Raw genomic sequence first — 19,500 nt, 5'->3', positions numbered from 1 at the left:
GTCTGCCTGGTGCGCATCAATGCGCACCCACGGAAACGGCACAACGAGCAGGTTACTTGCTGCGCGGATACTGGTCGCTGTTCACCCAGGCGTGATCTTTCTCCCAGGTAAATTTCCACAGACGCACCGGACCGGCCATCACGTTCAGATAGTAGTTATCGTACCCCGCGATAGTGGCCACCGGGTGATAGCCACGCGGCACGGTCACGACGTCGCGGTTATACGGCGCCATGCACTCATCAAGTGAACGGTCGTCGGTGTAAACGCGCTGCATGGCGAAGCCGGGTTCTGGATCGAAACGGTGATAATAGGTCTCTTCCAGATAGGTTTCGTCCGGGCTGGTTTTCTGGTCATGCTTATGGCTCGGGTACGAACTGGTCGCACCCTCGTCGGTATACACTTCCACCACCAGCAAACTATCGGCTTCTTTGTTGTCCGGCAGAATGTTGTGCACCAGGCGCTGGTTGCGCCCTTTGCCACGATGCTCCACACCGACATCTTCCGGCGCAATCAAGCGCGCCGGTAGGTTACCCTTGCTCGGTGCATTACAGACAGCCAGCTCCAGATCGCTATCCGCGTAGACTTCCACTTCATCGTTGTGCGGCACGTAAACTGAGTAAGGCGGAATACGCTCGAACGGTGACAGACGTTTGCCGAGGTTCGGGAACTCCGCGTGACGGGTTTTCACCGACGCGAATCCGGCCACCAGCACCAGGCACAGCTCCTTATCGCCACTGCTCAGTTTCAGGCTTTGGCCCTTCTTCAGCAGATAGGCATCAAAACCGACGTACTCCCAGCCTGCACTTTCAGGCGTCACATGCTGAATACGACCGTTGCTGTCTGGCTGCTGCACTTTCGAAATCAGAGACATCCTCTTCCTCCTGTTTGCGCGAGATTAGCCCAGCGTTGGCATGCTGAACTCAGAAACCGTTTGCTGACCGCTCGGCCAACGCACAGTCGCCGTTTTCATGCGGGTGTAGAAGCGCACACCATCTGGACCATGCACATTCAGGGCACCAAACACCGAACGTTTCCAGCCGCCGAAGCTGTGGAAGGCCATTGGCACCGGCACCGGTACGTTGACACCCACCATGCCCGCTTCCACGTTCTGGACGAATTCACGTGCAGTATGGCCGTTGCTGGTGAAGATCGCGCTGCCGTTACCGAATTCATGGCTATTCACCAGCTTCAGTGCGCTATCGAAATCCGTCGCACGCATGATGCTCAACACCGGTCCGAAGATCTCTTCGCGCCAGATCACCATGTCAGGCGTCACGTTATCAAACAGGGTACCGCCAACGTAGTAACCTTCTTCATGGCCAGCCACTTTGATACCACGGCCATCCACCACCAGTTTCGCGCCTTCAGCTTCACCTTTGTCGATGTAGCCCAGCACTTTCTTCTGGTGCGCCGCAGAAACCACCGGCCCCATTTCGTTCTCTTCAGCCCCTTTCTGGATGCCAGGACCCACGCGCAACGCTTTGATCAGCGGCGTTAAACGCGCGATCAGTTTGTCTGCAGTGTCGTTGCCTACGGCAACCACTACAGGCAACGCCATGCAGCGTTCGCCAGCTGAGCCAAACGCGCCGCCCATAATGGCATTCACGGTGGCATCCAGATCGGCATCTGGCATCACGATAGCGTGGTTTTTCGCCGCACCAAACGCCTGAACACGTTTGCCGTGGGCGCTGGCGGTTTTGTAGATGTGCTCAGCCACACCGGAAGAACCGACGAAGCTCACCGCTGCAATGCGCGGATCTTTGTACAGCTGTTCGGCATCTTCGTTGGAAGAGTGCACCACGTTGAACACGCCATCTGGCAGGCCCGCTTCTTTCAGCAGTTCCGCCATACGTACAGAGGCTGATGGGTCCAGCGCCGGTGGCTTCAGGATAAAGGTGTTACCGCAGGCCAGTGCGATAGGGAACATCCACAATGGCACCATTGCCGGGAAGTTGAATGGGGTGATACCGGCGACGACGCCCACCGGCTGCATCAGCGAGTAGCTGTCAACACCCGTTCCCACGCTTGGGGAGTTCTCACCTTTGATCAGGTGCGGAATACCGCAGGCAAACTCGATGACTTCGATACCGCGCGTCAGCTCGCCTAGCGCATCTGACCACACTTTTCCGTGCTCAGAGACAATCAGCGCAGCCAGCTCATCACGGTGTTTTTCCATCAACGCTTTGAAGTTGAACATCACGCGGGCACGACGCAGCGGCGCAGTTTTCGACCATTCAGGGAACGCAGCGTGAGCGATTTCAATCGCTTTTTCGACTTCAGCAGAGGTGCTCTGGGTGAGTTCACGCACTACTTTGCCGGTGGCCGGATCGTATACCGGAATAGTTTCATTGCTGGCGCTGTGGGTAATCTTGCCGCCGATAAAGTTTCCTACGATAGTCATGTCGTTGCCTCTTTGATGTGAAGTTCCCTGCAGGCAGTCGATTAACACCGCAACGCCACCTGATCAGGCAATACGAAAAGCGTGCTATGAAGCTATTACAATGAAATAAATTTTTCAAATACTTCTTTTTGGAAAATTTCCTTTTAGCGGCATGGATCGCATTTTTTCTCTCTACGCTGCCATACGGGCGCAAACCCTGTTCCACAGGCGCTAAGCCCACCGACTCCTCCGCGAATGCTAACCCTCTGTGACAACACTGATTCCCCCGAAATCACGCCAGCCTGATACTACGCGAAACGAAATATGAAATTTTTGCGAGGGAGATCCAATATCTGATATTTCATAATTCACTAACAATGAAATAAATGTTCTCTTTGCAGCATCTTACCCGCATACTCTTACAGGAGCCGAATATGGCCATCGATCCAACCCGTTTCTGTATCAACCGTAAAATTGCGCCGGCCCTCTCGATTGAGGCCTTCTTCCAGTTGGTACAACGTCTGGGATTGAGCAAAGTCGAGCTGCGCAATGACATGACTGGCGGCAAAGTCACCGACGACCTGAGCGCATCCCAACTGCGGGCGTTGGCGGACAAGTACCATATTGAGATCGAGACCATTAACGCGCTTTATCCGTTCAACCGTCCTGATGAAGCGTTACTGGCGAAAGCCACGGCCCTGTTGCAAGAGGCGAAAGCCATTGGCGCTAAAGCGCTGGTGATGTGCCCATTGAATGAAGGCATCGCGATTTCGCCGGAACAGACACAGGAAGCGATGCAAAAGCTGGCGCCGCTGTTTGCTGAATATGGCATTCAAGGCTACGTGGAACCCTTGGGTTTCCCGGTGAGTTCGCTGCGTTCTGCGGTACTGACACAGAAATTAATCGCCCAGGCAGAGGTGCCGTTCAAACTGCTGCTGGATACGTTCCATCATCATTTGTATGAGAACGCTGAACAAGAATTTCCGCAGGAAATTGACGTAAACCGTATTGGTCTGGTGCATCTCTCTGGCGTGGAGGATACCCGCCCAACAGCAGAGTTGACCGATGAAGAACGCATTATGCTCAGCGACAGCGATGTGCTGAACAGCGTGGCGCAGGTGAAACGCCTGGAGATGCTCGGCTACAAAGGCATCTATGCATTTGAGCCGTTCTCGTCTGAGCTGGAAAAATGGGGCGCGAAAGAGATAGAACGCGAAATTCGCCGCAGCATTGAGTTGCTGCAAGCCTGAAACGAACCCTTATCTGTGTCTAAAACAAGACACTTTTGTTAGTGTTGGCCTCGGTCGGAGGCCCTTTTTTCATACCCGTCATATTTTAAGCCATAGCGGCGTTGGCTTCTCGTGCTCACCCCAGTCACTTACAGGCGTAAGCTCCTGAGGATTCGCCCGCTTGCCGCCTTGCTCTGACTTAAACTATTTAGGGTATGCCTGAGATGTCACATAACATTACGCATTCTCTTTAATCTCCACGCGGGTCTCTTCTGGCATGCGCTTCATCATGCGCAGTGTGCAAAACAGCGCTAAACACACCAGCAACGCGGTCAGCAGATACACCAGAGACACGCCGGCATAACTCATGATGAAACCCGCGATCGGTCCGGTGATACCCAGCGACAAATCCATAAACGCGGTGTAGGTCGCCAGTGCGCTGCCTTGGTTTTGCTGCGGCACCACTTTCACCGCCACCACGCCAATCGCCGGGAACACCAGCGAGAAACCCGCGCCTGTCAGGAAGGCACCCATCTTCGCCATCCAGGGATCGAAGGACCCAGCCACCAAAAACAGCCCCACCGCTTCCACCGCAAAGCAGATACTGGCCACGCGCAGGCCACCGAGCTTGTTAATTGAGTTGGGGAAAAGCAGCCGCGTGCCGACAAAGGCCGCGCTGAACAACGTCAGTGCAAAGGCGGCACCATCCCAGCCTTTATCCTGATAAAACAGAGTGATAAAGGTGGCGATCACGCCAAAGCCCGCCGAACCCATCGCCAGAATCAGGCCAAAACCGTAGATTTTCCCCAGCACATCGCGAAACGGCAGCGGTTTGGCTTTGCTGCCTTTGACCGGCGCACGCGGCAGAGCCAGCGCAATTGCCAGCACACAGATGGCAATAATAATGCCAGATAGCAGCAGCAAACCGCCGCTGCGGAAGATCACTACGCCAAGTGGTGCACCAATCGCCATCGCGCCGTAAGTCACGATGCCGTTCCACGAAATCACCCGGCCAATGTGCAGCGAGCCCACGCGCGCCACGCCCCACAATGAGGTGCCGGTGCCGGAGAAGCTCTGCCCGACGCCGAGGATCACACGCCCCAGACAGAGCAAAATCAGACTGAGCACGCCCTGACCTTCAGTGAGCGCGGAGAGCAAAATACAGATGCCGCTGATCAAGCAGCCCACCAATCCCAGTACCACTACTTTTTTTGGCCCCCACATATCCGCATATCGACCGGCATGAGGACGGCTCAGCAGCGTGGCAATGTATTGCAGGCTGATAACCAGCCCTGCCCAGAAGGCGCTGTAGCCCAATCCATCATGGACATAGCCGGGCAGCACGGCTAACGGCAAGCCGATAGTCAGATAGCTGGCAAAGTTGAATTTGACGATAGAGAGGATCAGGAGATTCAGGCGAAGTCGGCCGTGTTCAGGGGCGGCGGCAGGCTGGTCAGGCATGAGTGATTGCGCTCGTGGGTGACGGAATTTTTGTATAGGAGACTAACTATACGCCTTTTCACGCGCGGTGCATCCGCAGAACGCCCTAATTTTTGGTCATCATTTCGTCATAACGCCCCCTTACACTCGCCACCAACGAAATCCCAAAGAGGATATACCCGTCATTCTTCACGTTGAAGCAGCGTTGGCTGCGTGTGCTCATCCCCATCACTTACTTGAGTAAGCTCAGGGGAATTCACACTCTTGCCGCCTTGCTACAACGAGAATTATTTAGGGTATTAAGGAAATGTTATGACGCCCCTGATTTGCTGTCAGGCGCGCGTGCTCCCGTGCCACTCCTTGACCGGAGGTGGTCTGTGAAGCATGCCGTGCCTATCGAACTGAAAAGCCTTAGATGGTCGGTGAACAACCTGACTATTCTGCACGATCTCTCCCTGACCATTCCCGCAGGGGAAATTCTTGCGCTGCTCGGCCCGAGCGGCTGCGGCAAAAGCACGTTATTGAAACTGCTGGCGGGCTTGCTGCAACCCACCGCAGGCGAGCTGTGGATTGGCGATCGCTGTGTTGCTTCTGCGCGTCACTGTGATGCCCCGGAAATGCGTAACCTCGGTATGGTGTTCCAGGATTACGCTCTGTGGCCGCACATGACCGTGGTGCAGAACGTGGCGTTTCCGCTGCGCATGCGCGGAATGAAAAAAGCCGCCGCCCAGCAACAGGCCGATGCCGCGCTCGCGCAGGTCGGTCTCGCCGATTTCGGCGATCGTAAACCGGCGTTGCTCTCAGGCGGACAGCAGCAGCGTGTCGCCCTGGCCCGCGCCCTGGTGGCCAAACCCGCGATTTTACTGTTCGACGAACCGCTCTCCAACCTTGACCGCGACCTGCGCGAAACCCTGGTGCACACCATGGCGGATCTGCTGCGCGCGTCGGGCATTACGGCGGTGTACGTCACGCATGATCGCGAAGAAGCCAACACGCTCGCCGACCGCATTATTCACCTGGCTCAGGGCCAGATTGTTTCCGTTACTCACCTCTCAGGGGACCGCAATGCCATCTCTCAAGTCAGTTAAAAACGCCATCAGCCACAAAGGAGCCATCAGCGCGATGATTTTGACTTCCGCCATGATGATGAATGACGCCCACGCACTGACGGTGTACACCGCGGGTCCGGGCTCGCTGTCGAAAAGTCTTGCCGCCGGATTTGAAAAACAAACCGGTATAAAAGTGAATATTTTCCAGGCCACCACCGGTAAGGTGATGGCGCGTCTCGAAGCGGAGCAGGCGAATCCACAAGCCGATGTGTTGATCTCCGCGTCATGGGATACCGCCGAAGATCTGCAAAACCGTGGCTGGTTGCTGCCATATCAGAGCAGCAACGCGACGAAAGTGCCGGATCAATTTAAAACCGCCAACTACGTGGCGCAGGGTATTTCCGCCCTCGGTATTGTGTGGAACACCAAAAGCGGCACGCCTGAACCTAAAACCTGGCAAGACCTGACCGCACCGGCTTTCAAAGACAAAGTCACTACGCCGGACCCCGCGCTGTCTGGCGCGTCTCTCGATCTGCTGATTGGCCTGCAAAACAGCGAAGGTGAAAAAGCCTGGCAGCTGTTTGACCAGCTGAAAGCCAACGGCATGGTGATGAGTGGCCCAAACGCGCAGGCGGTCACGCCGGTGTTGCAGGGGGCTAAAGCGGCGGTTTTTGGGGCCGTGGATTACGTTACCTATAACAACATCGCGCAGGGCGAGAGCGTAAAAGTGATCTTCCCTGAAAATGGCACCGTGGTCGCGCCGCGTCCGATGATGATACTGAAAAGCAGCCAACACGCCGATGATGCGAAAAAATTCGTCGATTATGTGCTGTCAGATGAAGGTCAGGAGCAGGTTGCCAAAGCCTGGTTGATGCCCGCGCGTACCGATATCAAAGCGCAGCGTCCGCTGTTCACCGAGATCAAACTGCTGCCCGCCAATAACGACGGTAGCAGCGAACGTGCGGCGGTGCTAAAGCGCTTTGGCACACTGTTCGGACAGTAAGCTATGTCGCGTGCCCTGAATGGATTGATTCTACTGGCGCTAGTGCTGCTGGTGGCGCTGCCACTGCTGTTTATTGTGCTGCAAGCGCTGTTTCCGCAGCTGGGTGAGGGAAACTGGAGCGGCGCTTTTAGTGCATTACCGGCGCTATTCAAGGATCCACAGCTGATGCCGATGTGGCTGGGCACGCTAAAAATCGGTGCTGGCGTCGCGCTGTGCAGTTTGCTGCTGGGCTTACCGCTCGGCGCACTGCGCGGCCTGTTTCGCCTGCCGGGTGCGGCGCTGTGGGACCTGCTGTTCCTGATCCCCTTCCTCACCCCACCCTATATCGTGGCGCTGTCATGGACGCTGGCACTGCAACGCAACGGGTATATCGAACAACTCACCGGCGTTAACTTTGACAGCCTGCTGTTCAGCAGTAGCGGCATGACGCTGGTGATGACGCTGAATATCTTCCCGGTGGTCTATTTTGCCGTGTCGCGTTCGCTGATGGCGAGTGGGCAGCGTCTCGCCTGGGTTGCTCGCGTGCATGGGGCTTCGGCGTGGCGCGCTTTCGCTCAGATTACGCTGCCACTGACCTTGCCCGCTTTGGCCGGTGGCGTGCTATTAGCGTTCACCCTCGCGATTGAAGAGTACGGCGTGCCCGCCGCGCTGGGTACCCAGGCACATCTCACGCTAATGACCGTCGGTATCGAGACCAAACTGGCGGACTGGCCGATTGATTTACCGGGTGCCGCTTCACTCTCCTTGATGCTGAGTTTGGTGGCGCTGACGGCCTGGTTCCTGCAGCGGAAACTCACTGGCAGCAGTGATGTGACAGCGGTCAACGGCAAACCCGTGGTGCAGGAACTCGCCCATGGCGGTCGCTGGTTACCGCTGATGATATTGCCCTTCGCACTGACGCTGGTGTTGGCGGTGATCCTGCCGCTGGGGGCAATGACGCTGAGCGGATTACAGAATACCCTCTCCGGCGGCTTGCATCTGGATAACCTGACGCTGCGCCACTTCGGTGCGCTGTTTAGTCAGCAAGGCGATGCACTGGCGGCTTTCTCCACCAGCATTGGGCTAGCGCTCGGGGCGGCACTGCTGACCGGCCTGCTCGGGTTCCTGATTGCCTGGCGCGTCTCAGAAGGCAAAACGCGCCTGCTGGCAATGATGGATGGGCTGGCGCTACTGCCGGCGGCAATGCCGGGCGTGGTAGTCGGCGTTGGGTTGATTTTGCTGTGGAATCGCGGCTTCTGGCCGGTATCGCCTTACAACACGATATTTATCCTGCTGCTTTCCTACAGCTGCCTGTTATTGCCATGGCCAGTGCGCTATGTCAGTAGCGCGTTGCGTCAACTGGCTCCGACGCTGGAACCGGCGGCGCGTGTGCATGGCGCTTCACGTTTGCAGGCACTGCGTTTGATTGTGCTACCGCTGGTGGCTCCCAGCCTGCTGGCAGCGATGATGATGGTGTTCGCGGTAGCTTCACGTGAGCTGGTGACCTCGTTACTACTGGCGCCCGCTGGCACGCAGACCGTGGCGATTTTTATCTGGCGGCAGTTTGAACAAGGTTCAGTAGGCCAAGGCATGGCGATGGCAACCGTCACGCTGTTTGCCAGCCTGACCTTGATGCTGGGCGCTACCGCTCTGATGCAGCGTCAGGGGAAATAACAACCTTGGTCGCCATAAATGGCGCCCCTACATTTAATCCCCCCGTAGGGTGCGCATTTATGCGCACCTGGCAGCAAACCGCACAGGATTTGATGACGCATTTATGCGCACCTGGCAATAAACCGCACAGAATTTGATGATGCATTTATGCGCACCTGGTTGAGGACCGCAATGCAGCGTTTCGCTTATTCTTAATTAAACAACCACTTACTCTCATTCAACTACACTCTCCTGAGCCATAAATGACTCAGGAGAGTGCATGAACAACCTGCCACAGGAAAAAATTGGCCAGAACATGCTGGTCAAGATGGCGATGCTGGTGATCATTCTGGCGGGCATTCGCGCCGCATCAGAGATTCTGGTTCCCTTTCTGCTCGCCAGTTTTCTGGCGATTGTGCTTAACCCGCTGGTGACCCTGTTGATGCGACGCGGCGTGCGGCGCAGCCTGGCGATCGCCCTGGTGATTAGCGTGATTTTCATCTTCATATTGCTACTGATTGGTGTGATGGCCAGTTCAGCCAGTGACTTCAGCGATACCTATCCGCAAATTCGTAGCTTGCTGGAGCAGAAACTCGCCGTGGTTCAGCATGTTGCCGCGCGCTTTCATATCAATATCTCTACCGAAGCGCTGGCTGCACGGCTCGATCCCAATGTGATGATGGATATGGCCACCACGCTGTTGAAGCAGTTTTCCGGTGCCATGACCAATGTGCTTCTGCTGATCCTTACCGTGGTATTTATGCTGTTTGAGGTGCGTCATCTGCCTTATAAGATGCGTAATGCCATGATTAACCCGCAAATCCGCATTGCCGGGCTGCATAAGGCCTTCAAAGGCGTCACACATTATCTGGCTCTGAAAACCCTGGTCAGTTTGATTACCGGTGCTGCCGTGTGGCTGGTGCTGGCGTTGATTGGCGTGAAGTTTGCGCTGTTCTGGGGCGTCGTCGCCTTTATCCTTAACTTCATTCCCAACATCGGACCGATTATCGCGGGCATCCCGCCGTTTGTTCAGGCACTGGTGCTCAACGGTGTTTACGATGCGCTATTTGTTGCGGCGTTATTTGGTGCGATTCACATGGTGTTTGGCAATATGCTGGAGCCGAAGCTGATGGGGCGCGGATTAGGGCTTTCGACGTTGGTGGTGTTTCTGTCACTGATTTTCTGGGGCTGGCTACTCGGGCCGATAGGGATGTTGCTGTCGGTTCCCCTGACCAGCGTCACCAAGATTTTAATGGAGACCACACCGGGCGGCAGCCGTTTGGCCATTATGTTGGGCAACGGACGGCCGGGATCGCGACCGCGTTAATCGAATGAAATCGCGCAATACCGCTTACCTAAGCCAAAAATATTTATGCTGGTGCGCATAAATGCGCACCCTACGATAAACCCTACCCATTCTTGCAGGGTCGCCATTCATGGCGACCGTCAGCCGCTTTACTGACAAGCATTACGCACTAACATGCGTATTTCTCGCGCATGTTCAAGGCTGAGAAACAAACACGCTGTTATCCGTAATCGCCTGCACATCGACTTTATTGGGCAGAATCTTCAACTCACTAAACAAATCCGACACCTTCTGCACTTTCGCCACATCCTCCGGTGTCACCGGGCGGATACCGTGGGAAATACGCGGCGTTATTTTCTGCGCATCCTCCGGTGAGAGCCGCGTCAATTGTGCATACACCGCATTGTACTGCTGTGGATGTTCCAGCGCCCACGCACGCGCCTTGGCTAAACGCTGCGTGAAATCAGCAATCGCCGCGCGCTTAGCGGGGTCGTCGAGCGAACTTTGGGTGGCGGTGACAAATGACAGTGCGGTGGTTAAGCCTTTACCGTCACGCAATAAACGCGCACCGTGCTGTTCTGCAATGCCCAGATAAGGGTCAAAGGTGGCCCAGGCGGCGATTTGCCCGGAGTTAAATGCGGCGCTGGCGTCGGTCGGCAACACAAAACGAACCGGCACCGCATCGCGTTTTATCTGCGCCTCTTCCAGCGCTTCATACAGCAGATGCTGCGAAATGCTGCCACGCGCCGATGACACCACCACTTCCTTTCCAGCCAGATCTTTCACGCTATGGATCGGTGAATCCGCTGGGACGATCAGCCCATTCGAACCGGCATCTCCCACGTTAGTGGCAATAATCTTCAGCGGCACGCCGCCAGAGGCCGCCATCAACACCGGTAAATCTCCGGCGTAGGAAGTATCCACCGCGCCGGCGCGCTGCGCTTCAAACAGCGGTGCCGCGCCCTGGAAGTTGGCCCAACGATAGTGATAAGGGGCATCCTTCATCACATCGGCGGCTTCAATCAGCGAGCGTAAATTGCGCGCCTGATCGCCCAGCACCAAGGTGACGTTGGTTAAATCTGGCGCCGCCTGGCTGGCAAATGACGCGCACAGCAGCAGCGCAGAAACAGTTGGTTTCAGCCATTTCATGAAGAGACTCTCAAAGTGCGTTGCGGTTGAGCTGACGGATGTAAGCATCCCAGTGCAGCTGATACTTGTGGTTGCGAATGCTGTTATCAAACGCCTGTGCGGCTTTTTCCGCCACCTCATCCGGCAGGATGATCAGATCCGCCCCACCGGACTGCGCCGCCAGCTGAGCCTGGCAAGCCCGCTCAAGGTAGTACAGATTGTAAAACGCCTCTTCAATGCTGCCCCCACTGGTGAGCAGCCCATGGTTACGCAGGATCAAAGCATTGAGATCGCCGAGATCGGCCACGATGCGCTGCTGCTCATCAAGATCCAGCGCAATACCTTCATAATCGTGGTAGCCAAGACGGTTGTGGAAACGCGTGCTGTGCTGCGAAATCATCAGCAAACCGTTGCGCTGTGCCGAAACGCCAATGCCCGCCGCCGTGTGGGTATGCAGCACGGCATGGGCATCCGGGCGTGCGCGATGAATCGCGCTATGAATCACAAACCCAGCGCGATTAATTCCCAGCCCAGTGGGGTCATCGATGATGTTGCCGTCGATATCGATTTTCACCAGCGTCTCTGCCGAGATCTCATCAAAGGTTTGTCCAAAAGCGTTGATGAGAAAATGGGGCTGGTCACCCGGCACGCGCAGGGAAAAATGGGTGTAGATATGGTCAGTCCAGCGCAATTTGGCCGCCAGATGATAGGCCTGAGCCAGTTTCACTCGCGCTTGCCATTCGCCTTCGCTGATGCGCTGCCGCAGGGTGATGACATCCAGGGTTTCCGTGCTCATTTTCACTCCTCATTTCAGGTCAATATGCTCTCCTGACATCGTGGCACAGCGCTTTTCCCGCAGGGAAATGCCAATAACGGCAAAACATTGTCAATTAACGCAAAGCGACGCGGTAAATTGACCTGTATCAGTTCAGAGGAAAATCAAATCGCTACCATGCACGGCCCCGGGAAGTGATATGCTGCTGACGCCGCAGCGTATTCAGTATCCTGTTGCTTAAACCGACCGAGGAAAGTCTGGTGCCTCCGCAAAAACGAACGCGTGATTTTCGCTGGCTGTTAATTGTCTGTGCCGGGTTATTACCCTTGGTACTGGGCATCCTTTGCACAGCCATCGAAGCGCGCCATACGGTGAGCCAGCAACAGATTTCCACCGCTAACGCCCTGTTAGCGCAAGCCGAAAAGATGAGTGATAACGCCTGGGATATGATTACCCAGTTGCGTCAGTACCATTATCAGCCTTGTGAAAAAATCGAGAACCAACTGCAACGTGTCGGCACGCTGAACGCCTATTTTCGTTCGGTGGGTTTGCTGCGGGGTGAAGATATCAGTTGTTCCTCGGCCTTTGGTTTGACCAATGGCACGCTCACCCAGATGATGCTGCAACCTCCCCCCATTACCGGCAAGGCCTGGTGGAGTGTGTCAATCAAGGGGACTTTTGGCGTACCTGACCGTCCAGCGGTGGTGTTTGTGCGCCAACTGCCCGATACCACCGGCTTTTGGGCAGTGATTGATGGCCAGTATTTAATGGACTTTATGCAGGCGATTGGCGAATCACGCGGTTATCAGATGAGCCTGCAGTTCAGCAACGGCGCGGTGATTGCCAGCGGGCCAAGTGAAGTTGCCCCTCAACTCTATTTCAAGAGTGAAGCCTATCGGGCGGAATCAAACCGCTATCCCATCAGCGTCACCGTCTCCATTCCAGGGTCGGAACTGCTCAAAGCCTGGCGCCAGGCACTGTTTATCTTCCTGCCAATGGCCGCCATTTTCTCGATTTTGTTGATGGTGCTGACGTCCAACTGGTTGCGCCGCCGCATTTCGTGGGGCGATGAGATCCGCCGCGCCATGCGGGGTCGTCAATTTTCCGTGCATTATCAGCCGGTTTACAGCACGGCGCTGCAACGCACCAGCGGCGCAGAGGCCCTGCTGCGCTGGCAGTTGCCGAATGGAGAGATGATTCGGCCAGACATCTTTATCAGCCATGCGGAATCTGAAGGCATGATCGTGCCGCTCACCCAGCATCTGCTGGATCTGATGGCGGAAGATATTCAAAGCTGGGAGGTGGAACCCGGCTTCCACATTGGGCTGAATGTGGCGGCAGAACATTTGCAGCACGCCGATTTTGTGCAGGATATTCAGCGCTTCGCGCGCCGCATTAAAGATAAGCAGATGGTGGTAACCTTAGAACTCACCGAACGCAGCCTGATTGACGACGGTGAACTGGTGGCTCGCAAGCTGCGCCATCTGCAATCCCACGGTATGAAAGTCGCCATCGATGACTTCGGTACCGGTCACTGTTCGCTCTCCTATCTACTGACTTTCCCACTGGATTATCTGAAAATCGATCGCGGATTTATCAACGCCATTGAAGGGCTGGATGTGGAAACGCCAGTGCTGGATGCCATCATCAACCTGTGCCACAAGCTGGAACTGGACGTGTTAGGTGAAGGCGTTGAGACCTCGTTACAATTTGCCTACCTGCAACAACGTGGTGTGGTATTTATTCAGGGCTATTATTATGCCCGTCCGATGGATAATGACCGGCTTCGTGCCTGGCTCAATGAGCAGGGTTCTCAGCCGCTTCTCGTTGAGGAACACCATGAGTCTGAACTGCATCATTCTTGATGATTACCAAAACGTTGCGCTGTCGCTCGCCGACTGGGCAACGCTTGAACCCACCGTTCGCACGACCGCACTCACTCAACACTATGATAATCAGGACGAGCTGGTCAGTCACATTGAACAGGCCGATATCCTGGTGGTGATGCGTGAACGTACCCCACTCACCGCCGAACTAATTGGTCGGTTGCCGAATCTCAAACTGGTGGTCACTTCCGGCATGCGCAATGCCTCCATTGATCTGCACGCCTGCGCCGAACGCTACATCGCGGTATGCGGCACGGCCAGCAGCAGTGCAGCGCCCATGGAACTGAGCTGGGGTTTGCTGATCGGCCTGGCTCGTCACATCTATGCCGAACAGCAAGCACTGCGCAGCAACGGACCATGGCAGCACACGTTAGGACTCGGTTTGCAGGGCAAAACGTTGGGCCTGCTGGGATTAGGTAAAATTGGTGGCGAAATGGCAAAAGTGGCGCAGGCGTTTGGCATGCGCGTCTGCGCGTGGAGCCAGAACCTCACTGAGGCACGTGCGGCGGAATGCGGTGTAGAGCGCATGACCTCGCTGGATGCTTTGCTAGCCGCAAGTGATGCTGTTTCAGTGCATCTGGTGTTGAGTGAACGCACCCATCATCTGATCGACAACCACGCTTTCGCGCAGATGAAGCCGGGAGCATTGTTGATCAATACCTCGCGCGCCGGGATTGTCGATCAATGCGCGATGATTGCCGCGTTGCAATCCGGCCAGTTAGCCGGTGCCGGTTTGGATGTGTTTGAACAGGAGCCGCTGCCTGTTGACCATCCGCTGCGTCTGCTGCCCAACGTGCTGGCTACACCGCATCTTGGCTATGTTGCTGACAGCAACTACCGCACCTACTTCACGCAGGCCGTTGAAGATATTCAGGGATGGGTCACCGGCGCACCGCTGCGTTCGCTACTCTGATCGGCGGCGTTTTTCAGCGATACGTAACGCCACTTCCAGGCTGTCCTCCGGCATATTGGCGGGCTGCCGCTGGGCGTTGAGCCGTTGGTTAATCCGTTCGAGGGTTGGCGTTAATTGCCCAACCAACTGTTGATACTCTTCAAGCTGCGTGATGGGTTGGTTACGCGCAATGCTGGTTTGCGTCAGACGTTGAAGTTGGCGAAAGCTCTCTGCGGCCTGGCGCGTGAGCAACCCTGCCTGCCGCCAGTCTTTTAAGCGTTTAATCAATTCATCAGGCTGTTGCGCCAGTAAAGCTAACTGCGCATCGGCACGCTCCCCGCAGTCAATCCAGCCAACGGGAGCCACAGCAACAGACGCAACACGCCGTGCATCAGGCGCGTAATTGATAAGATTCCTTTCTACACTGTCGATTTGCGACAGCCAGGGATTCTCAAACAGTCGGGCGTTTTTTCTCGACATGAACACTCCACCTGAGCCAGGCGGCAGAGTATTACCGAATGAGGACACGCTGGCAAGCAAAGCTTACCGCCTCGCTTATTGATAAGATTTTCTTATTTATTTGCGCAACAATTTTGGCGCTATCACCACATTAAGGCATCTCAGCACATTTGATTGTTCAATCACCGGTCCACAGCTGATAACACCAACAATTCGGCCTGCTTACGCCTGGCAATCGCGAAAAAATATAATTTTTGTTTAGCCACGCGCTCATCGATGCAGAGCATCAGAAAACCTGCGCAACATGCGGCCTTCCGCACGATCATCATGATTATATTTGCTGCGCTTTCCATCTGTTAAACCCCTATCTTTAGCCAAAAAATGGTCAACTAACGGCTGAAACATGACAAATATCACACAAAAACGGTATACTCTGTCGCGTAATGTAATAATTACCCCCCTAATTATTGCTATGGCTGGCCAAGGAAAAATGCTATTTCGCGGCTATGCTTTAATTTTCTCAACGCCGCGGACTATCGCTAAATGCTAGTCCGCAGCGTTGAGGACTTTGTGAATTTCAATACAGGGTAACCTCATGAAACTACGTAGGAAGCGTGTAAAACCTATTGGGCTGGATGATGTCACGATTATCGATGACGCCCGTTTACGTAAAGCCATTACCGCCGCGTCTCTGGGTAACGCGATGGAGTGGTTTGATTTCGGTGTTTATGGCTTTGTGGCGTATGCGTTGGGTAAAGTGTTCTTCCCTGATGCTTCGCCAAGTGTGCAGATGATTGCTGCACTGGGTACGTTCTCCGTTCCCTTCCTGATCCGTCCGCTCGGTGGCCTGTTCTTCGGCATGCTCGGTGATAAGTACGGACGCCAGAAAATCCTCTCCATTACTATTGTGATCATGTCGATCAGTACCTTCTGTATCGGCTTAATCCCCTCTTACGCCACCATTGGTATCTGGGCTCCTATTTTGCTGCTGCTGGCGAAAATGGCGCAGGGCTTCTCGGTGGGTGGTGAATATACCGGTGCTTCGATCTTTGTGGCGGAATACTCACCAGACCGTAAACGTGGCTTTATGGGCAGCTGGCTCGACTTCGGCTCGATCGCCGGCTTTGTGCTGGGTGCGGGTGTCGTGGTGCTCATCTCCACCGTGATTGGTGAAGCGAAGTTCCTTGAGTGGGGCTGGCGTCTGCCGTTCTTCCTTGCGCTGCCATTAGGCATTATTGGTCTTTATCTGCGCCATGCGCTGGAAGAGACCCCAGCGTTCCAACAGCACGTTGATAAGCTGGAGCAAGGCGATCGTGAAGGTCTGCGCGACGGTCCGAAAGTGTCGTTTAAAGAGATCGCCACCAAGCACTGGAAAAGTCTGCTGGCTTGTATCGGTCTGGTGATTGCCACCAACGTGACCTACTACATGCTGCTGACCTACATGCCGAGCTACCTGTCGCATAACCTGCACTACTCGGAAGATCACGGTGTACTGATCATCATCGCGATCATGATGGGGATGCTGTTTGTACAGCCGGTGATGGGCATGCTAAGTGACCGCTTCGGTCGCCGTCCGTTTATCATCATTGGTAGTATCGCGCTGTTTGCCTTCTCGATTCCGGCCTTTATGTTGATCAACAGCGGCGTGCTCGGCCTGATTTTTGCCGGCTTGCTGCTGCTGGCGGTGATCCTGAATGCCTTTACCGGCGTGATGGCTTCTTCTCTGCCCGCGATGTTCCCGACACACATCCGCTACAGTGCGTTGGCCAGCGCCTTTAATATCTCGGTACTGATTGCCGGTTTGACACCGACCTTTGCCGCGTGGCTGGTCGAGACAAGCAATAATCTTTACATGCCGGCTTACTACCTGATGGTAGTGGCGGTGATTGGTTTGATCACCGGCGTCTACATGAAAGAGACCGCCAACAAGCCGCTGCGCGGTGCCACACCAGCGGCTTCAGATATTGAAGAAGCGCGTGAAATCCTGCAGGAGCATCACGACAATATTGAGCAGAAAATTGAAGATATTGATGAAGAGATCGCCAAGCTAGAGGCGAAACGCAAAAACCTGGTGCAGCAGCACCCGGACATCAACGAGTAATCTTCTCACATCTTTTGTAGAGGGCGCGCCAAGGCGCGCCCCTTCAATCCAGCCTCCGTTCTTCCCCACGCAGCACACAATCCTTCATCCCCGCTGGCTAAAAGGGGTAAACTGTCGTCACTTTTTTCACCAGCATAAGTTGTTTAAGCATGTCTGAATTCAATCTGACCCAGCGCCCAAGAAGACTGCGTAAAAGCGCGTCGATGCGTGAAATGTTCCAGGAATCCCACCTCCGTCTGAGCGATCTGGCCCTGCCGATCTTCGTGGAAGAAGGCGTGGATGATTACGTTCCAATCAATGCGATGCCGGGCGTGATGCGTATTCCAGAAAAACGTCTGGCGTATGAAATTGAACGTATTGCCAAAGCAGGAATCCGTTCAGTGATGACGTTTGGTATTTCCCATCACACCGACGCCACCGGCAGCGATGCGTGGAATGAAAACGGCCTGGTGGCGCGTATGTCACGCATCTGCAAAGACACCGTGCCAGAAATGATCGTGATGTCTGACACCTGCTTCTGCGAATACACCAGCCACGGCCATTGCGGCGTACTGTGCGATCACGGCGTTGATAACGACCAGACGCTGATCAACCTCGGCAAACAGGCCGTTGTCGCTGCACAAGCCGGTGCCGATTTCATTGCGCCTTCTGCGGCAATGGATGGTCAGGTCAAAGCCATTCGTCAGGCGCTGGACGCCGCCGGTTTCACTGATACCGCCATCATGTCTTACTCCACCAAGTTCGCTTCCTCGTTCTACGGCCCGTTCCGTGAGGCAGCCGGAACGGCGTTGAAGGGCGATCGCAAAACTTATCAGATGAATCCGATGAACCGCCGTGAGGCGATTCGCGAGTCACTGATCGATGAAGCCGAAGGGGCCGATTCACTGATGGTAAAACCGGCAGGTGCCTACCTGGATATTCTGCGCGATATCCGCGAGCGCACTACTCTGCCGCTGGCTGCGTACCAGGTGAGTGGTGAATACGCGATGATCAAATTCGCCGCTCAAGCCGGTGCTATCGACGAACGTAATGTGGTTCTGGAAAGCCTTGGCGCGATTAAACGGGCCGGCGCTGACCTGATTTTCAGCTATTTCGCCCTTGATCTTGCCGAGCAAAAAGTGCTCTGATAATCGTTACGCTTAGCAACAGACATCGCAGCTGTTGCTAAGCGCTTTATGCCCTCGTGGCAGTAAAACACCAGTGATGTTGTACCCGAATAATTCAAAAGAAAGAGTAACGCGATGAAAGCACCTGCACTGCCTGCGGACGAGTCACATCGTCTGGCCCAGTTACGTGCGCTCAACATTCTGCACACGCCTGCAGAAGAGCGTTTTGACCGATTAACCCGCCTTGCCCGTCGTTTGTTTGGCGTGCCAGTGGCGCTTGTCAGCCTGCTGGAAGAGGACCATCAATGGTTCAAATCGATTGCCGGGTCCAGCGGCACCACCGCCCCTCGCAATACCTCGTTCTGCGGCCACGCCATCTTGCAGGACGATATCATGGTGGTGGAGAACGCCCTCGAAGATGAGCGCTTCCACGATAACCCCTTAGTGAATACCGCCGAGAATCCCGTCCGTTTCTACGCGGGTTGTCCGCTGCGCACGCCCGCGGGTGCGAAGGTCGGCACGTTGTGCATCGTTGACCACCATGCACGCGAATTTAACGCTGACGATATGCATACGCTGCGCGATCTCGCGGCGATGGCCGAAGCGGAGCTGGTGGCTTTCCAGACCGCCACCTCGGATGAGCTGACGCAGATCACCAACCGCCGTGGGTTTATGACACTCGGCCAGTTGGCGCTGAATGAGTGTCAGGTGAAGCAGCTGCCAGCCAGCTTGACCTTCCTCGATCTTGATCGCTTTAAAGCCATCAACGATACGCTGGGCCACCGTGAAGGCGATCGCGCACTGATGGATTTTGCCGATGCGATGAAGGTGAGCTTCCGCCATGCCGATATCTTTGCCCGCTTAGGCGGAGACGAGTTTGTAGTGCTGTTCAACGGCTTGCAGCAGGACGATGCGGAAGGCGTACTGGCGCGTTTTGATCGCTTCCTGCAACAGCAAACCAGTGACCTGGAACGTCGCTATGCGCTGCACTTCTCGTCTGGCATCGTGGAATTTGACCCGGACCATCCGCAATCGCTGGAACAGTTGCTGGAGAGCAGCGATGCGCGCATGTACGCCGCCAAGAACGGCAAAAAGCAGCAGGCGCGATAACATC

At 55.2% G+C, this 19,500-nt stretch carries 16 protein-coding genes; 10 read left to right on the top strand and 6 right to left on the bottom strand.

The features are described from left to right. Positions 1–52: 52 nt before the first annotated feature. Complete coding sequence (gene iolB / locus LK04_RS00455) at positions 53–871, bottom strand: 5-deoxy-glucuronate isomerase (protein WP_039328417.1); 819 nt, start codon at positions 869–871, stop codon at positions 53–55. A gap of 24 nt (positions 872–895) precedes the next feature. After that, positions 896–2,401 carry a CoA-acylating methylmalonate-semialdehyde dehydrogenase gene (locus tag LK04_RS00450; RefSeq protein WP_039328415.1) on the bottom strand — a complete coding sequence of 502 codons (1,506 nt, stop codon included), beginning with the start codon at positions 2,399–2,401 and terminating at the stop codon, positions 896–898. 413 nt (positions 2,402–2,814) lie between these two features. Here LK04_RS00450 and LK04_RS00445 point away from each other — a divergent pair, with 413 nt between their 5' ends. Continuing rightward, entirely contained in the window at positions 2,815–3,630 is an 816-nt protein-coding gene (locus LK04_RS00445; protein ID WP_039328414.1) for a TIM barrel protein, read from the top strand. A 216-nt stretch (positions 3,631–3,846) separates the two neighbouring features. On the opposite strand, the gene LK04_RS00440 is transcribed toward LK04_RS00445, so the two are convergent. Then, positions 3,847–5,070, bottom strand: coding sequence for an MFS transporter (locus LK04_RS00440; protein ID WP_039328412.1), 1,224 nt, complete (start codon positions 5,068–5,070; stop codon positions 3,847–3,849). A gap of 356 nt (positions 5,071–5,426) precedes the next feature. Between LK04_RS00440 and LK04_RS00435 the strand changes: the two genes are divergently transcribed. From LK04_RS00435 to LK04_RS00420, 4 genes are all read left to right on the top strand, one after another. Continuing rightward, on the top strand, positions 5,427–6,137 hold the full coding sequence (locus LK04_RS00435; protein WP_039328410.1) for an ABC transporter ATP-binding protein: 711 nt from the start codon (positions 5,427–5,429) through the stop codon (positions 6,135–6,137). Next, positions 6,115–7,101, top strand: coding sequence for an ABC transporter substrate-binding protein (locus LK04_RS00430; protein WP_197063303.1), 987 nt, complete (start codon positions 6,115–6,117; stop codon positions 7,099–7,101). The genes LK04_RS00435 and LK04_RS00430 overlap by 23 nt, the downstream gene beginning before the upstream one ends. Positions 7,102–7,104: 3 nt before the next feature. Further along, complete coding sequence (locus LK04_RS00425; RefSeq protein ID WP_039328408.1) at positions 7,105–8,754, top strand: ABC transporter permease; 1,650 nt, start codon at positions 7,105–7,107, stop codon at positions 8,752–8,754. Between the two features lie 259 nt (positions 8,755–9,013). After that, positions 9,014–10,060: an AI-2E family transporter gene (locus LK04_RS00420; protein WP_039328407.1), complete on the top strand. Its 1,047-nt coding sequence runs from the start codon at positions 9,014–9,016 to the stop codon at positions 10,058–10,060. Between the two features lie 174 nt (positions 10,061–10,234). Here LK04_RS00420 and LK04_RS00415 read toward each other — a convergent pair whose 3' ends face one another. Together LK04_RS00415 and LK04_RS00410 are read right to left on the bottom strand one after the other, a co-directional pair. Beyond that, positions 10,235–11,188, bottom strand: coding sequence for an ABC transporter substrate-binding protein (locus LK04_RS00415; protein WP_039328406.1), 954 nt, complete (start codon positions 11,186–11,188; stop codon positions 10,235–10,237). Between the two features lie 10 nt (positions 11,189–11,198). Then, positions 11,199–11,963 (bottom strand): class II aldolase/adducin family protein, encoded by a 765-nt coding sequence (locus tag LK04_RS00410; protein WP_039328405.1) that lies wholly within the window; start codon positions 11,961–11,963, stop codon positions 11,199–11,201. Between the two features lie 239 nt (positions 11,964–12,202). Between LK04_RS00410 and LK04_RS00405 the strand changes: the two genes are divergently transcribed. After that, positions 12,203–13,807 carry an EAL domain-containing protein gene (locus LK04_RS00405; protein ID WP_039328403.1) on the top strand — a complete coding sequence of 535 codons (1,605 nt, stop codon included), beginning with the start codon at positions 12,203–12,205 and terminating at the stop codon, positions 13,805–13,807. Beyond that, the gene (locus LK04_RS00400; protein ID WP_039328402.1) at positions 13,782–14,741 is read left to right on the top strand and encodes a D-2-hydroxyacid dehydrogenase family protein; all 960 of its coding nucleotides are present in this window, start codon (positions 13,782–13,784) and stop codon (positions 14,739–14,741) included. Before LK04_RS00405 ends, LK04_RS00400 begins: the two co-directional genes overlap by 26 nt. Here the strand turns inward: LK04_RS00400 and LK04_RS00395 are convergent. After that, entirely contained in the window at positions 14,733–15,200 is a 468-nt protein-coding gene (locus LK04_RS00395) for a hypothetical protein (RefSeq protein WP_039328401.1), read from the bottom strand. The two genes, LK04_RS00400 and LK04_RS00395, sit on opposite strands and share 9 nt — an antisense overlap. A 574-nt stretch (positions 15,201–15,774) precedes the next feature. Here LK04_RS00395 and proP point away from each other — a divergent pair. The 3 genes from proP (at position 15,775) to LK04_RS00380 (ending at position 19,496) form a co-directional block, all read left to right on the top strand. Further along, a complete protein-coding gene (proP, locus tag LK04_RS00390) occupies positions 15,775–17,280 on the top strand; it encodes a glycine betaine/L-proline transporter ProP (protein ID WP_039328400.1) in 1,506 nt (501 codons plus the stop codon). A gap of 149 nt (positions 17,281–17,429) precedes the next feature. Next, complete coding sequence (gene hemB / locus LK04_RS00385; protein ID WP_039328399.1) at positions 17,430–18,407, top strand: porphobilinogen synthase; 978 nt, start codon at positions 17,430–17,432, stop codon at positions 18,405–18,407. Between the two features lie 114 nt (positions 18,408–18,521). Next, the gene (locus LK04_RS00380) at positions 18,522–19,496 is read left to right on the top strand and encodes a sensor domain-containing diguanylate cyclase (protein WP_039328398.1); all 975 of its coding nucleotides are present in this window, start codon (positions 18,522–18,524) and stop codon (positions 19,494–19,496) included. Positions 19,497–19,500: the final 4 nt, after the last annotated feature.

The sequence above is a fragment of the Pantoea vagans genome, from assembly GCF_001506165.1.
GTDB lineage: Bacteria > Pseudomonadota > Gammaproteobacteria > Enterobacterales > Enterobacteriaceae > Pantoea > Pantoea vagans_C.
Note: the sequence above shows the minus strand (reverse complement) of the source record. Positions and strands in the feature narration are given on the sequence as shown.